Source organism: Chryseobacterium sp. Marseille-Q8038 (assembly GCF_965111995.1).
Genome location: NZ_CBCOPN010000002.1, coordinates 393,320 through 406,982 on the forward strand (window position 1 = coordinate 393,320; position 13,663 = coordinate 406,982).

17 protein-coding genes are annotated in these 13,663 nt (G+C 35.3%); 10 read left to right on the forward strand and 7 right to left on the reverse strand.

Going from position 1 to position 13,663, the window contains the following annotated elements; all coding sequences use genetic code 11:
* Positions 1-10: 10 nt before the first annotated feature.
* Both ACWPWS_RS15705 and ACWPWS_RS15710 read left to right on the forward strand, forming a co-directional pair.
* Positions 11-1,927 carry a fumarate reductase/succinate dehydrogenase flavoprotein subunit gene (locus ACWPWS_RS15705; RefSeq protein WP_454047154.1) on the forward strand — a complete coding sequence of 639 codons (1,917 nt, stop codon included), beginning with the start codon at positions 11-13 and terminating at the stop codon, positions 1,925-1,927.
* Positions 1,928-1,940: 13 nt separating this feature from the next.
* The gene (locus ACWPWS_RS15710; protein WP_454047155.1) at positions 1,941-2,693 is read left to right on the forward strand and encodes a succinate dehydrogenase/fumarate reductase iron-sulfur subunit; all 753 of its coding nucleotides are present in this window, start codon (positions 1,941-1,943) and stop codon (positions 2,691-2,693) included.
* Positions 2,694-2,784: 91 nt separating this feature from the next.
* On the opposite strand, the gene ACWPWS_RS15715 is transcribed toward ACWPWS_RS15710, so the two are convergent.
* From ACWPWS_RS15715 to ACWPWS_RS15735, 5 genes are all read right to left on the reverse strand, one after another.
* Entirely contained in the window at positions 2,785-3,558 is a 774-nt protein-coding gene (locus ACWPWS_RS15715) for a cyclase family protein (RefSeq protein WP_454047156.1), read from the reverse strand.
* Positions 3,559-3,642: 84 nt separating this feature from the next.
* Complete coding sequence (locus ACWPWS_RS15720) at positions 3,643-4,494, reverse strand: GLPGLI family protein (protein ID WP_454047157.1); 852 nt, start codon at positions 4,492-4,494, stop codon at positions 3,643-3,645.
* Between the two features lie 78 nt (positions 4,495-4,572).
* On the reverse strand, positions 4,573-4,743 hold the full coding sequence (locus tag ACWPWS_RS15725; protein ID WP_209787962.1) for a bacteriocin-like protein: 171 nt from the start codon (positions 4,741-4,743) through the stop codon (positions 4,573-4,575).
* 303 nt (positions 4,744-5,046) lie between these two features.
* Positions 5,047-6,009 carry a hypothetical protein gene (locus ACWPWS_RS15730; protein ID WP_454047158.1) on the reverse strand — a complete coding sequence of 321 codons (963 nt, stop codon included), beginning with the start codon at positions 6,007-6,009 and terminating at the stop codon, positions 5,047-5,049.
* A gap of 61 nt (positions 6,010-6,070) precedes the next feature.
* Positions 6,071-7,084 carry a nucleoid-associated protein gene (locus ACWPWS_RS15735; RefSeq protein ID WP_105681800.1) on the reverse strand — a complete coding sequence of 338 codons (1,014 nt, stop codon included), beginning with the start codon at positions 7,082-7,084 and terminating at the stop codon, positions 6,071-6,073.
* A 341-nt stretch (positions 7,085-7,425) separates the two neighbouring features.
* Between ACWPWS_RS15735 and ACWPWS_RS15740 the strand changes: the two genes are divergently transcribed.
* The 5 genes from ACWPWS_RS15740 (at position 7,426) to ACWPWS_RS15760 (ending at position 9,300) form a co-directional block, all read left to right on the forward strand.
* Positions 7,426-7,590 (forward strand): hypothetical protein, encoded by a 165-nt coding sequence (locus ACWPWS_RS15740; RefSeq protein ID WP_228421508.1) that lies wholly within the window; start codon positions 7,426-7,428, stop codon positions 7,588-7,590.
* 11 nt (positions 7,591-7,601) lie between these two features.
* Positions 7,602-7,958 (forward strand): DUF7674 family protein, encoded by a 357-nt coding sequence (locus ACWPWS_RS15745; RefSeq protein ID WP_209787956.1) that lies wholly within the window; start codon positions 7,602-7,604, stop codon positions 7,956-7,958.
* Between the two features lie 82 nt (positions 7,959-8,040).
* The gene (locus ACWPWS_RS15750; RefSeq protein WP_262497573.1) at positions 8,041-8,172 is read left to right on the forward strand and encodes a hypothetical protein; all 132 of its coding nucleotides are present in this window, start codon (positions 8,041-8,043) and stop codon (positions 8,170-8,172) included.
* 51 nt (positions 8,173-8,223) lie between these two features.
* Positions 8,224-8,619 (forward strand): DUF7674 family protein, encoded by a 396-nt coding sequence (locus ACWPWS_RS15755; RefSeq protein ID WP_209787953.1) that lies wholly within the window; start codon positions 8,224-8,226, stop codon positions 8,617-8,619.
* Positions 8,620-8,757: 138 nt separating this feature from the next.
* On the forward strand, positions 8,758-9,300 hold the full coding sequence (locus tag ACWPWS_RS15760; RefSeq protein WP_454047159.1) for a hypothetical protein: 543 nt from the start codon (positions 8,758-8,760) through the stop codon (positions 9,298-9,300).
* 139 nt (positions 9,301-9,439) lie between these two features.
* On the opposite strand, the gene ACWPWS_RS15765 is transcribed toward ACWPWS_RS15760, so the two are convergent.
* A complete protein-coding gene (locus ACWPWS_RS15765) occupies positions 9,440-9,952 on the reverse strand; it encodes a thioredoxin family protein (RefSeq protein WP_209787944.1) in 513 nt (170 codons plus the stop codon).
* A gap of 80 nt (positions 9,953-10,032) precedes the next feature.
* Between ACWPWS_RS15765 and ACWPWS_RS15770 the strand changes: the two genes are divergently transcribed.
* From ACWPWS_RS15770 to ACWPWS_RS15780, 3 genes are all read left to right on the forward strand, one after another.
* Positions 10,033-10,827, forward strand: coding sequence for a helix-turn-helix domain-containing protein (locus ACWPWS_RS15770; protein WP_454047160.1), 795 nt, complete (start codon positions 10,033-10,035; stop codon positions 10,825-10,827).
* Positions 10,828-11,341: 514 nt separating this feature from the next.
* Positions 11,342-11,773 (forward strand): DoxX family membrane protein, encoded by a 432-nt coding sequence (locus ACWPWS_RS15775; RefSeq protein ID WP_454047161.1) that lies wholly within the window; start codon positions 11,342-11,344, stop codon positions 11,771-11,773.
* Between the two features lie 12 nt (positions 11,774-11,785).
* The gene (locus ACWPWS_RS15780; RefSeq protein ID WP_454047162.1) at positions 11,786-12,139 is read left to right on the forward strand and encodes a cupin domain-containing protein; all 354 of its coding nucleotides are present in this window, start codon (positions 11,786-11,788) and stop codon (positions 12,137-12,139) included.
* 81 nt (positions 12,140-12,220) lie between these two features.
* On the opposite strand, the gene ACWPWS_RS15785 is transcribed toward ACWPWS_RS15780, so the two are convergent.
* Positions 12,221-13,330 carry a heparan-alpha-glucosaminide N-acetyltransferase domain-containing protein gene (locus ACWPWS_RS15785; protein WP_209787932.1) on the reverse strand — a complete coding sequence of 370 codons (1,110 nt, stop codon included), beginning with the start codon at positions 13,328-13,330 and terminating at the stop codon, positions 12,221-12,223.
* Positions 13,331-13,663: the final 333 nt, after the last annotated feature.

The following is a 13,663-nucleotide window of genomic DNA, read 5'->3' on the forward strand; positions in this document are numbered from 1 at the left end:
CAGAACGGTCATGATTTTAGATTCAAAAATACCACAAGGCCCATTGGAACATAAATGGGAAAATTATAAAAAGAAAGCAAGACTCGTTAATCCTGCCAACCGAAAAAAACTGGATGTGATTGTTGTAGGAACAGGGCTGGCGGGAAGTTCTATCGCAGCTTCTTTGGGAGAGATGGGCTATAATGTCAAGTCATTCTGTTTTCAGGACAGCCCGAGAAGAGCACACTCTGTGGCAGCGCAGGGAGGCGTAAATGCAGCAAAAAACTATAAAAACGATGGTGACAGCGTATACAGAATGTTTGTAGACACGCTAAAAGGCGGAGATTTCAGAGCCCGCGAAGCCAATGTATACCGTATGGCAGAATGTTCTCTTAACCTTATTGATCAGGCTGTAGCTCAAGGTGTACCTTTCGGTCGTGAATACGGGGGCTATCTGAATAACCGTTCTTTCGGTGGAGTTCAGGTAAGCCGTACTTTTTATGCCAGAGGACAAACCGGACAACAGCTTCTTCTGGGAGCTTATCAGGCATTGATGAGACAGGTTGGAAAAGGCTCTGTACAGTTATTTTCAAGACATGAAATGCTTGATCTGGTTACCGTTGACGGGAAAGCCAGAGGAATTATCGTTAGGAATTTAGACACAGGAGAAATTGAAAGACATGCAGCACATGCTGTAATATTGGCAACAGGTGGCTACGGAAAAATCTATTACCTGTCTACCCTTGCCATGGGATGTAATGGCTCTGCCATATGGAGAGCTCATAAAAAAGGAGCTTTAATGGCTTCTCCAAGCTGGATTCAGGTACACCCTACTTCTCTTCCACAATCCGGAGATTATCAGTCTAAACTGACCTTAATGTCTGAATCATTGCGTAATGACGGACGAATCTGGGTTCCCTTGAAAGAAGGTGAAAACAGACCACCCAATGATATTCCGGAAAATGAAAGAGATTATTATCTGGAAAGAAGATATCCGGCTTTCGGAAATCTTGCGCCAAGGGATATTTCTTCCCGTGCGGCAAAGGAAAGAATTGATGCCGGTTTCGGAATCGGACCTTTGAAAAATGCAGTGTATCTTGATTTTTCAAAAGCAATACAGGAACAGGGAAAAGATAAGATCAGCGAAAAATATGGAAACTTATTTGATATGTATCTTAAAATAACAGGATATGATGCCTATAAGGAACCTATGATGATCTCTCCCTCTGCACACTTTTCAATGGGCGGGCTATGGGTAGATTATGAACTGATGACCACTGTGCCGGGACTTTTTGCTTTAGGTGAAGCTAATTTTGCAGATCATGGAGCCAACAGATTAGGCGCAAACTCTCTTTTACAGGCTTCAGTAGACGGATATTTCATTGCTCCTTATACGATTGCCAATTACCTGGCCGATGAAATTCATACCGGAAAAATTTCACCGGATACTCCGGAATTTGAACAGGCTGAACAAGCAGTGAAAGAACAGATTCAGGACTTTATGAACATCAAAGGAACCAAAACTGTTGATTATTTCCACAAAACATTGGGAAAACTCCTGTACGATTATTGTGGTCTGGCCAGAAACAAAGAAGGATTGAAATACGCCATTCAGGAGATCAGAAAACTGAAACAGGAATTCTACAAAGATGTAAGAGTTTCCGGACAGGGAGATAAAATGAATACTGAACTGGAAAAAGCAGGCCGTGTTGCTGATTATTTCGAAATCGGAGAACTGATGTGCTATGATGCATTAACCCGTAACGAATCCTGTGGAGCTCATTTCCGGGAAGAGTTCCAGACACCGGATGGAGAAGCTATGAGAAATGATACCGAATATCAGTTTATCTCTGCCTGGGCATGGACGGGTGAAAATGGCGAACCAGCATTGATTAAAGAGCCTTTAATCTTTGAAGAGATTCAGCCAACGGTAAGAAGTTACAAATAAAAAACAGAAAATTATGGATTTACATCTTAAGATATGGAGACAGAAAGACAGAAAAAGTGAAGGAAAACTCGTAGGTTATGACCTGAAAGGATTAAATTCCCATATGTCTTTCTTAGAAATGCTGGATACCCTGAATGAAAAACTGATCATTGAGGGAGATGAACCTGTAGAGTTTGATCACGACTGCCGTGAAGGAATCTGTGGTCAATGTGGGATGATGATTAACGGTATTGCCCATGGTCCTCTGAAAAATACAACAACCTGCCAGCTTCATTTAAGGTCTTTTAAAGATGGGGAAACGATTCTGATAGAACCATTCCGGGCTGAAGCATTCCCTGTAAAGAAAGATTTAAAAGTAGACCGTTCTGCTTTTGACAGAATTATCTCTTCAGGAGGTTTTGTATCTGTAAATACCGGCCAGGCTCCTGATGCAACGGCTATTCCAGTGACTCACCAAACGGCTGAAGAAGCTTTTGATTCTGCTGCATGTATCGGATGTGGAGCTTGTGTGGCTACCTGTAAAAATGGAAGTGCCGCCTTATTTACCTCTGCAAAGATTACCCACATGGCACTTCTTCCTCAGGGGAAAGAGGAACGAAGTAAAAGAGTGTTGGATATGATTGCACAAATGGATACGGAATTATTCGGGCACTGCTCCAATACGGAAGCCTGTGAAGTAGAATGTCCTCAGGGAATTTCCGTACTCAATATCGCCAGAATGAATTTTGAGTACAACAGAGCTTTGTTTTTCAGAAAGAAAAATTAAATGAGACGAAAGTCGAAATGATACTATTTAAAAGGACGAATTTGCTTATTGACAAATTCGTCCTTTTTGTTTTTCTGTAAAATTTACATTCCTATGCATCTATCATCGCTACTACTCTCGCCGGAGCTGCAGATCCTCCGACAATTTTAAGAGGAAATACACAGACCTTAAATCCGGATGGAGGCAATGCTCCAAGATTGGTAAGCTGCTCGATGTGTAAATATTCTTTCTCAATTCCTACGCGGTGGCCTTCCCAGAAGAATTCGGGGTCATTTAGTTCTTTGGCTTTCTGAGCCATATATTTTAGAGGAAGATCCCAGCCCCACTGATCAATTCCCATTACTTTCACGCCCTGGTCAATCAGCCACTCTGTAGCTTCTTTGCTCATTCCTGTTCCTTTTTCTACAAAATCAGGAGTTCCCATCAGCTTATCACGATCCGTTCTGATCAGTACAATATTTCCTTCCTGGATGGTGATTCCGTTTTTATTCAGATCATTTTTCAGATCATCTACCGTGATGGCTAAAAAATCTTCTTTATGAGTACAGTCGATCACAATTCCTTCTCCATAACACCACTCCAATGGAATCTGATCTATTGTTTTAGCAGGTTTCCCTTCTACTACAGGGCCATAATGCCATGGAGCATCAATATGGGTTGTAGCATGAAGTCCCATATTTTTGATGGTATCATCTGCCCAACCCGTCCAGTTTTTAGGAAAAAGTCTAGAAGGAAGTCTCAGTGCCAGACGAATCAGCCAATGTGATTTTCTGTGTGCTTTATGTTTGATTTTCACCCGCATGAACCATGGGTCGCCTGCATTATACTGAATAGGCTTTGTTAAATCGACAAGTGTTGTTTTCATATGATTTAGCTAAGGAAGCAAAGATAATGAATAAGGTAAAAAGTACGAATAGATATTAGCAAACGAAAAAAAGATTAGCCTTTACTAATCTTTTTCCAATTCTATCGGGTTTTCATATTTTTTATTTTCTTCTCTTTCTTTTTGTCTCTGCCTTATCATTTCTTGGCCTTGTATAATAGTTGTTTCAGAACTTTGAAGTACACCCATTAAATTGGCATTAGCATCTTTTACCGCTTTTTCAAATTTCGGTCGAGTTGTTTCAAAAGCTTCATTATATCGATTTTCGTTCATCTTAATTAATTTACCTTTTAACTTAAATGCAGGTGTAGATTTTACAAGCTCAAAATCATACTCTTCTTTGTCATCTGTTATTTTAACAATCAATCCAGGCAATCCGCTAAATTTATATGGCCCATAGGGTAAAGGAATTTCGGGAGAATACCAGGCGATCCAATTTCGCCCCTTAAAGGTAACTTCTGCTTTTTTACAATTTATTGTGTTTATTATTTTTGTATCATTACTTAATTTCCAATTCTTAATGATCGGTTCTTTATAGGTGAGTATTGACATTCCAACTAAGTTAAAATACTGTATATTTTCATTTGATTGTATTATGGTAAAGGCAAATTTTGTTTTTGGAACGGATACTCCCTTCGAACTTAAAAGTTTTGCTCCATTTTCCAACGTTTTTATCGGAAGTGCTTGAAATACTGAATCTCTTTTCAATGATTGAATACTTGCAAAAAAAGAACGTTTATCACCTACCTGTAATGAAAAAAGTTCTTCATGTCTATAATCAGGAGTTAATGTATTCAATTTGGCTTTTAATAAATAGGTAAACTCACCACGCAGAGTATCTTTTTTATGTAATTGAGAAAAAAATAAAACACTAAAACATAAGCCTAATAATTGAAATATTTTTTTATAGTAATACATAGAATTATTTTGGATTACAAAAAAATATGCACTTATAACTTTATAAGGTCATAAGTGCAAATAATTAAATATGAAACATTATTTACAGTAATTTGCTTCAAGATTAGCAAGCCACTGATTTGCTTGTTCAGCAGTCCAATCTTGAGTTGTAGTAGCAGTCTGACCACAAAATTCTGCAATCCACACCTGTTTAATACCTCCTTTTACAGTTTTAAGGTCTTCACGAGTCAATTTTTTTAATTTTTTCATAAAATATGTTTTTTGGTTAGATCACAAATATATATAACTAACTCTCATCGATAGCATATCTTTTATTATGTTAAGTAGCTATTTATCTGAGTAAAACATATTTTTCACTTAAAGATTTTCCGTATAAAAATGAATGGGTTTTATCATATTAGTTAAACAAAAAAGCATTTATTAAAAAAATGCTTTTGGGTATTTTTTTATATGTTAAATAATTAATTTCAAACAGAGATTTTGAGAGGTAAAGTGTAAAGGTTCTTTAATTATTTTGATGCATCATTATCCTTTTGCTTTGTTCCTTTGTTCTTAAAATCCTTTAGGAATCATAATCTTCTTCGGATCGTTCTCATCATACATGATCTCAATGTTTCCATATTTAGGGACAGAAGAAAGATTTAAAAGGCTAACAACTTTCTTAAAGACTGCAATATGTTCAGTTCCTCTGAAATCTTTAAAACTCACCTGAAACATAATCTGCGGCTGATCATTTACCATAAGACCAGTCTGGCTTACACTAATGATATTGGCTTCCGCATTTCTTCCTGAGAAGAGGATCCGTTCTTCTTTCTTATTTTTAAAAAGCTTACTGATCAGCAATTGGAAAACCAATATATAAATCAGAGTCATCACTCCACTGAAAATAATCGGGTGCATGAAGGTCAGAAACCTCCAGCCAAAATCGAAGGATTCCCTCATGTAGAAATAATAATATAATCCAGTCACATAAGCAAGTAAGAATACAATGAATGCAACTCTTAAAATGATTCCAAAGGAATTAAAACCAACCTTCTGGTCGCTTAAAATAAAGTAAGGTTCCTGTGACACTTTTGGATTCAGCAATACTTTCACCTTATTTCCGACAGCAAATCTTTTTTCCTGTGGTTTGGAATCGTGAAACACCATTTGATGTTCAATTAATGTATTTCTAAGATTAGGAAATGAAAGAACGATCTGAATGACATTCATATTGGTTTTCGGAATATATTTCAGAAGTTTATAATCAATGATCTGTCCTTCTCTCGGAATTCCATTCCTCAGTATAGACTGGATGGTACTTTTCTCCTTAAAGGTTTTGATGAAAAGAATATTAATAAAGAAGGCAATCACATACATCCATATGAGCAAAGAAAAACCGAGATACCCATAGCTCAAGGCTAATGAATTTCTCGGTTCTGTTGCGAGTTCTTCCCCCATCATATAAATGAAAATCGGAAAAGGAGCGCAGAAAAAAAAGAAAAAAGCTCCCCAGAAAATGATCATGAATTTCATAACTGTTATTTTGTGTGGTCTGATAAAGTTATGATATTATTATGAAATGACCGACTTCTTTTTATACCTCTTTTTCGAAATAAAGTCTGTAGTATTTTCCTTTATCATCTTCACCCATTTCTATTTTCTGTCTGTCTCCGTGGATGTAGATGTGGAAGTTCTTATCTAATTTAATGATACTCTTAAAGTGTCTCTGTGTCTTTTTTACCGCTGCTTCACTGATCGGGAATTCTTCAGCGATATTCACCTGCATATCCTGTTCGTAATCTGTTTTAAAGTTCACGAAACTTTCAATTACATGTTCGTCACCCAATACCTCACTGGCAAATTCATCCAGTTTAAACTCTTCTTTTTCTTTGAAGAAATTGATGGATTTATTCAGGAAATCTGCCTGATCCGCTTTGGAAACTTCAAATTCCTGAGGAAGCTGTTTTGTGATATAATCTTTATAAACCATCAAAGCTTCCTGCGTGTGGAAATATTCGTCATCACGTTGTTTCACTTTCAGGAAATCCTCGAACCAGTAGTACATATCTCCGTTCTTGTTGTTGTCAACTACAGAAAGTATGTATCCGGTTTCTTTATTATTGTTATAAATCAAAGCGGCTTTATCAATTTTGGATAAACCAATTCCCTGATCTTTTTCAATGTCAAATGTTTCTTCTGCAGGATTTATTTTCAGGAAAGATTCTCTCTTCTCTGTTTTAAAGATCCCGATTTTATCTACCTTGTCCGGACGGTCACTTTCATCTTCAAAAAGAACGATAAAAAGCTCTCCACTCTGAACTCTTGGGTTTTCTGCCGCTTCAAAAAGATGCTTTGCAATATTCTCAGATTCCCAGATGAACTTGGACTTGTCATCAAAAATCTCAGATACAGCACTGTACACCGGATTATTGACCAGGTAAGTATCACTATAAAAATGGAAGGTTTCTTCCGATTTAAAAGAACCTAAAAAGTAATCTTCAAGCATTTCTGCCATTCCCTCTTCCAGTTTCAATTCCTCCTGGGAAATCGTCAGGGAATCCCCATTGATCTTATTTCCTACTCTGTGTACTATTATTTTTGAAAACATTTTTCTGAATATTTGGACTGCAAAGATATTCATTCTTATCCTTATTGCGAAACTTAAAAAATGTCATTTTAGAGAGAGCTGAGTTTTTAACCACCCCGTCAAATCTTCGATTTGCCACCCCTCCAAGGGAGGGGAATTATCACTCAGTCATTTGTAATAGGTTTGTGGAAGAAGTTTTGTTGACTTTTATTTTCCAAATTGATAAAACCCTTATCATTTTGACATGTTTTTTTGTTTAAAAAGCAAGACCTAAAAACCACAATCAGCTGTATTTCAATTTATTAATCAAGTTTCTTTTCTAACGGAATATCATTGGTATCATCATTTGAAAACATAGAAAAATGGACTTAAAGACCTTAAACAGACTCGACAAGCTCAGAAGATTAAAAAGCAAAGGACCTGAAACTCCAAAATGGCTGAAACCTTATCATATGCTCTTTTTTGCTTTTTTAACCATTTTCATCTTTGGTGCGATCATTAAACTATTAGAACACAATCCAAATTAAAATATAATATTATGAATTATCTGCAAGCCGTAAAGGAAATCACAGACGTGGTTCCCGACTTTGAAAAAGAAGTAAAAGAAATTAAAATTCAAAATTCATACAGCATCATCAGAACTTTTACAGAACGTATTAAAAATATGATCCGCCAGAATGACAGAAATCTGTTGTTCAGAAGTTTACAGAAAATGGATAAAATATATACTGACGGAGATACCGTATTAAAGAATGCTATTGAAACGACTTTTATCTATTCTCTGGACAATTGTACTGCTTTCTGCAGTGAGGAGTACAAAAAAGTGATTTTTAGTCACATTTCTGCCAACCTTCAGAAGGTGTATTCAAGACAAATTTACAGCCATGGCATATAACGGTTTTGTTACATTTTTCATCCGTTTCATTACAAAGTGTTTAAATTAAACAAAATTAAAAATAACTCACAATCAATAGATTATGAAAAATAAAATAAGAAGAATTTCAGACTGGAAAACCTGGAAAACTACGTCAAACAGACACAATACAGAGATATTACTCACTCACATAGCAGTGATCCTGGGAGTTTTTATTTTTGCAGCCTGTCTTTAGATTTTGGTATACATTTCGCTGCACTAAAAAGTGTTTGAAAAATTCTTAATTATGATGAAAGTAAAAATGCAAACTATTAATAAAAAAATAGCTGTTGAATACTTAAAATTTTTCTATCCGCCACTTCGCAATGAAATCACACAGTTGTCTGTTCAGGACAATTTCGCTGGAATCATGCAGGCTACCGTGAATTATCTGAAGAATCTTTTACAGGAATCTAAAATCAGCATTATTGCCCATCACCTTAAACTGATGGACTCAATCTATAAAAACGGTGATTCTTATGTAAGAACCATGATTGAAAATCTGTTTGTAAGATCTTTTGAAAGTTTCAAAAAACACGCAAAGATTCAACATTGGAAACTCCTTTATCAATATATGCCTGTAAGCTTCCAGATCATTTATAATGAGCAACAGAAGCAGGATATGATATATTTTGGAAAATAAATTAAAGCAAAAGGCGAAAGGGTAAATCGAATATTTACCTTTTTACCTTTTTATTTTTTCCCTATTAAATATAGCTTCCATTTTATTTTGTTTCACTGTTACGTGTGAAACCTTTATTTTTTTTGTAACAATATACCCATGAAATACTCTTTTTATGCCCTGATGATGGCACTCTCATTGATCTCTTGTGAAAATAATGACACTACGATTGATGATCCAAGACCTGTTGATAAAAGTCTTTACCAGTTTCAATTTAAAAGCTATGCTGTAAAAAATACAGTTTTGTACAAAGGATCAAATGGAGAAAAATCTACACCGGATGAATCTTACCTCAACAATTATTGGAGCTTATATCAGGAACCTGCCTGGAAAAAAATAAGCCTTGATCTTAAAAACAAAACCATTAAATTGTTTTCCGAGACCTCATCTACAGATTTCACCTATAGTTTTACGATCGTCAATGACTCTGTACTGATCAAAGAGAATAACAATAATAAGCCAAGTTACATTGGCGATTTCAATAAAAACACCTCTTCATTCACGTTAAAAAGAACGTACAGATATGTTAAAAAAGTACCCCGAAACGACCAGGACGCACTATTAATTACTAAAAGTGCCCATTTTGGGACCACCCAATTTGAAAATATTTTTGGAAATATATTTACGACTCCTCCGAAATGATAAAAACAGGAGATCAGGTTTTGTGGACTAATATTGAATATTCTTATAAAGAATAATTGTTATGTATAATTATTCAAAAAACAAATCCCCGGAAATATTAAGTTCCGGGGATTTGTTCTTTATCATAAATGAAAAGTTTTTATTTCTTCACAAATACTTTCTCTATGGTCTGTGATTCTTCATTAGTAAGTTTTGAGGTTTTTCCCAACTTGGCAATGAAAGACTTTACTTCTTCAGGGGTTGCCGGTGATCCCAGATTTTCTCCTTTGTCATCAAAAGAATCTGCCAGTACTTCTCCTTTTGGACTGAGAACCAGCCAGAAAGGAAGTCCTGCATTTCCGCCTTTATATTTATTCATAAGTTCCTGTCCGCCTGGATTTTCAAGGTTCTTCTTATCTCCCCTTTCCTGAACGTCTACATACGCAGTGACAAATCTTTTATCAAAAATAGGTTTGGTTTCAGGGAGATCCATATTTTTTTCCATCATTTTACACCATTTGCACCATGAAGCATGGAACACCAATAAAACATTCTTCTTTCCTGCTTTAGCTTCCGTGAAAGCCTTATTTAATACAACATCTGCTTTTTCCTGTGCTGCTCCCAACTGAAACAGTAAAAGGCTGACAACGATAATAATTTTAGAGTATTTCATTCTGAATTTTCATTTAAAATCAACACGAATTTAGGTATTTAATCCTTCATTTATTTTATTTAACTTTAAATATTTATAAAATGATTGAAATAAGAAAATATTCTAATCAGGCAGGACATGCTGAGCCTAGACGGGTCATTAAATATACCTTGTTCTGGTGCCATCATGGAAGTGCTGAAATTTTGATTGATGAAAATATCTTCACCCTGAAGACAGGGCAGACTGTAACCATTACTTCGGGACAGTTTCATCAGTTAAAATCTGTGGAAGGAGAACTTACTGCATTAGAATTTACCCTGGACTTTTTCTGTAAAAGCGACAGTGATATTGAACTTATTTTTCACAACGGGCTCTTTTGTCATTTCGGGATGAATGAAATCATTACCATACAGCATCCTGCATTTTTCTCTGAAATGCTGAATACTATTGAAAAAGAAATTCAGGAGCAGCCTTATCAGTATCTGATCTCTACCCATTCTCTGGTGGAACTGCTATTGGTAGAAATTAACCGCAGTAAAATTGCCAATGGTGATGAAATCTGGAAACCGGATGCTTTATTTTTAAAGTTCCTGGAAAGTGTGAGGGATAACTTTAAAAACAATTATCAGGTCTTTCATTTTTTTACAGATCTTCTTGGAACCACTGAAGCCAAACTGAATGAGGTTTCAAAACTTCACACCAACAAAACCGCTCAGAATGTGATCTACAGCCTTATTATTTCTGAAGCGAAGAGACTTTTACTTTATGAAAAACTAACCGTAAAAGAAATTGCTTACCTTCTTGGTTTCAATGATCCTTTCTACTTTTCCAATTTCTTTAAAAAACATACTTCACATTCCCCCAAAGAGTATCAGAAGACCGTGAAGGAAATTTAAAAGAAGCCAGATAGAAATAAGGTGCAAAGTTGGGGCTAGGCAAAAAAATGTAGTAATCACCTTATGAAGCAATATAAATATCCTGTTGCTTAGAAAGAATCAATGAAATTGATTCCGCCTTTGCCTCCTTAAAAGTATAATATCAACTTCTTAAAACTTTGAATCAGTCTTAAAAGTTGGAGAGGTCTGTAATTCTGGATTTTTATAACACGCAAAGATTTATTTTCAATTCCGTTTTATCTTAAGTGAGCAAAGAAATGAATCGATATTCAATCGATTCTGATGAAGCATGTGTTTAAAGCTATACTATAATTTATAACTAAATGTCAATATACTGAATTCTCCACAGCATTTGAGACTCGTCCAGAATTTTTATACATCATCACTTCCAACTTCCATCCTTCTGCTTCCCTCTTCCATACAAATATTCTATGCTTTTCCCGGAATTGTCTATTCTTTAGATAACGGATTTCGCTGAACTTTGTACTGTAATTAAGACCTAAAAATTATACGTATGAAAACTCAACAGGATGCCGCTATTTTTTTATTAAGAATTACCTTGGCTTTCGGATTTTTATCTGCTGTAGCAAGCAGGCTGAATCTTTGGGGAAATCAGTCTTCCGGCTGGAACAATTTTGTTAAATATACCGCTGAAATAAATTCATTTTTACCACAGTCGTGGGCAGCTGGTATTGCCGTATTATCTACCACCGCTGAATTGTCAATTGGAGTGCTGCTTCTTTTGGGATTTCAAATAAAAAAGACAGCATGGTCTGCCTCTATTCTCACCCTAGTTTTTGCGGTTGCGATGAGCATTTCCTCGGGTATTAAAGAGCCTTTGGATTATTCTGTCTTTGCTTTCAGTGCCGGAGCATTTCTCCTGAGTACTTTTTCCCGTTACATCTGGAGTTTAGACCATTTTTATAACAATAACAATAACAATTAAAATTTATATAGTATGAACACCAACATCCACGATTACATCGTAAAAACAGAACAGAAAGAATGGCAGCCTTTAATTGAAAAAGGAATTCATTATGAAGGTATTTTTGTAAAATCTTTAAAATTTGATCCTGAAAACAACCGTTCAACCAGTATTCTTTTAAAATTTGAACCGGGAGCCAGCTATCCTTATCACAACCATCCTGCAGGTGAGGAACTGTTTATCATGGAAGGCGATGCCACTATTGCAGGAGCCACACTTGAAAAAGGAGATTATTTATACACTCCACCTGGCTTCAAACATTCCGTGAAGTCGGAACATGGATGCACCATTCTTTTTGTGATCCCTGAAGAAGTGGAAATTCTTTAACCCGTTATTAAAAACAAAACCACCGTAAAAAGATTTACGGTGGTTTTGCTATAAAATATTTTTAGTGTTACGCGGAAATATTTATTTCAACACTGTTTTGTTTGATGATATGGGTGTAAAATCAAATAAAGTTTTTTTCTTTCTTATGATATCCAACAAAGTCTGCACTGAAAAGGTGAGAATAATATACAGTACGATGAGCACCGAAACATAACCAATTTCATGCTGTCTATACCCAAAAATTCCTTTTCCCCAAGAGATCAGTATCCATTGAATCATATACATTGAGGTTAAATTTTTGCTGCAGTATTTTAGAACACGCATGAAGCCATTTTCTTTACTATTTGTCGTTATTCTATTGATCAGCCATAAAAACAGTAATGTCCAGCCTGCAAAATAAATTACTCCTCCAGGTCCCATATGATAAAAACCGTTGTAATTATAATCACCATACAGAAAAACCAGCGGTGCTCCTATGGCAATGAACAACAGCCCCACATACAGCATATTTTTAAATATCTGTTGGATATTGTAGTTTAATTCCTGAAACCACTTACCGAAAAACATTCCGATGATAATAAAAGCCATCCATGGGAAAACAGGAAAATAGACATATGCCGGATAATCCGTATTGAAAAGAAGATCCAGAACATAATTGATCACGGGATAGTCCAGATTAATTCCGCTCACTTCTCTGGATATCAGGGCTACAAATAAGCCTATAGCCAGCATAATATATTTATTTTTCACATATTCTCTGATAAACCCAACGAATAATAAAGACATCCCTGCAAGCTGTAAAATATCACCCAGCTGTACCAAATATACATACTGTTGTTCTATAGGAGCATGCCATCCGTATTTTTGGATAAAATTATCGGGAGCAAAATTAAAAATAACAGGGACCATAAACTTCATAAAATTCATGAAAAGACCTGCAAACACTAATAAGACACCTCTTTTTAATGCACTCTTAAGGCTTTGATGGCTGGAAGTCATAAAAGTGATTCCCATACAGATCAGGAAGATGGAAGTTCCTCTTCCGAGAAAAACAATAAAACTGCCAATGGCTGTTTCATATTGTGATTTGACATTGGCATACACCAATAAGGTATGTATAATGATCATTCCGAGAACACTTATACCTTTTATTAAATCCAGAGTCAGGATTCTTTTGTTTTGTTGTTCCATAGTTTTTAGTGGAAATTGTGGATTAGATGGATAAAATTGTAGTCATTATTATTTCTTTACACTATATTTTTATTTATTCTAAATAAAAATCAAATATACAAATTAAAATCACTTTTTATAATCCATTATGTAATTTTCATAAACAATTAATAATTAAACATTTAATCCAACAGTAAAGAACAATAATGATCTAATATTCATCCCTATTCTATCTTATAATTATCCATTAAATCTGTACAAAAATGAAATGATTAAAGCACTTTAAATAAAAAAACTCTTCCGCTTGGAAGAGTTTTTTATTACAGTTATGATTTAGATAATTCTGGTGGACGC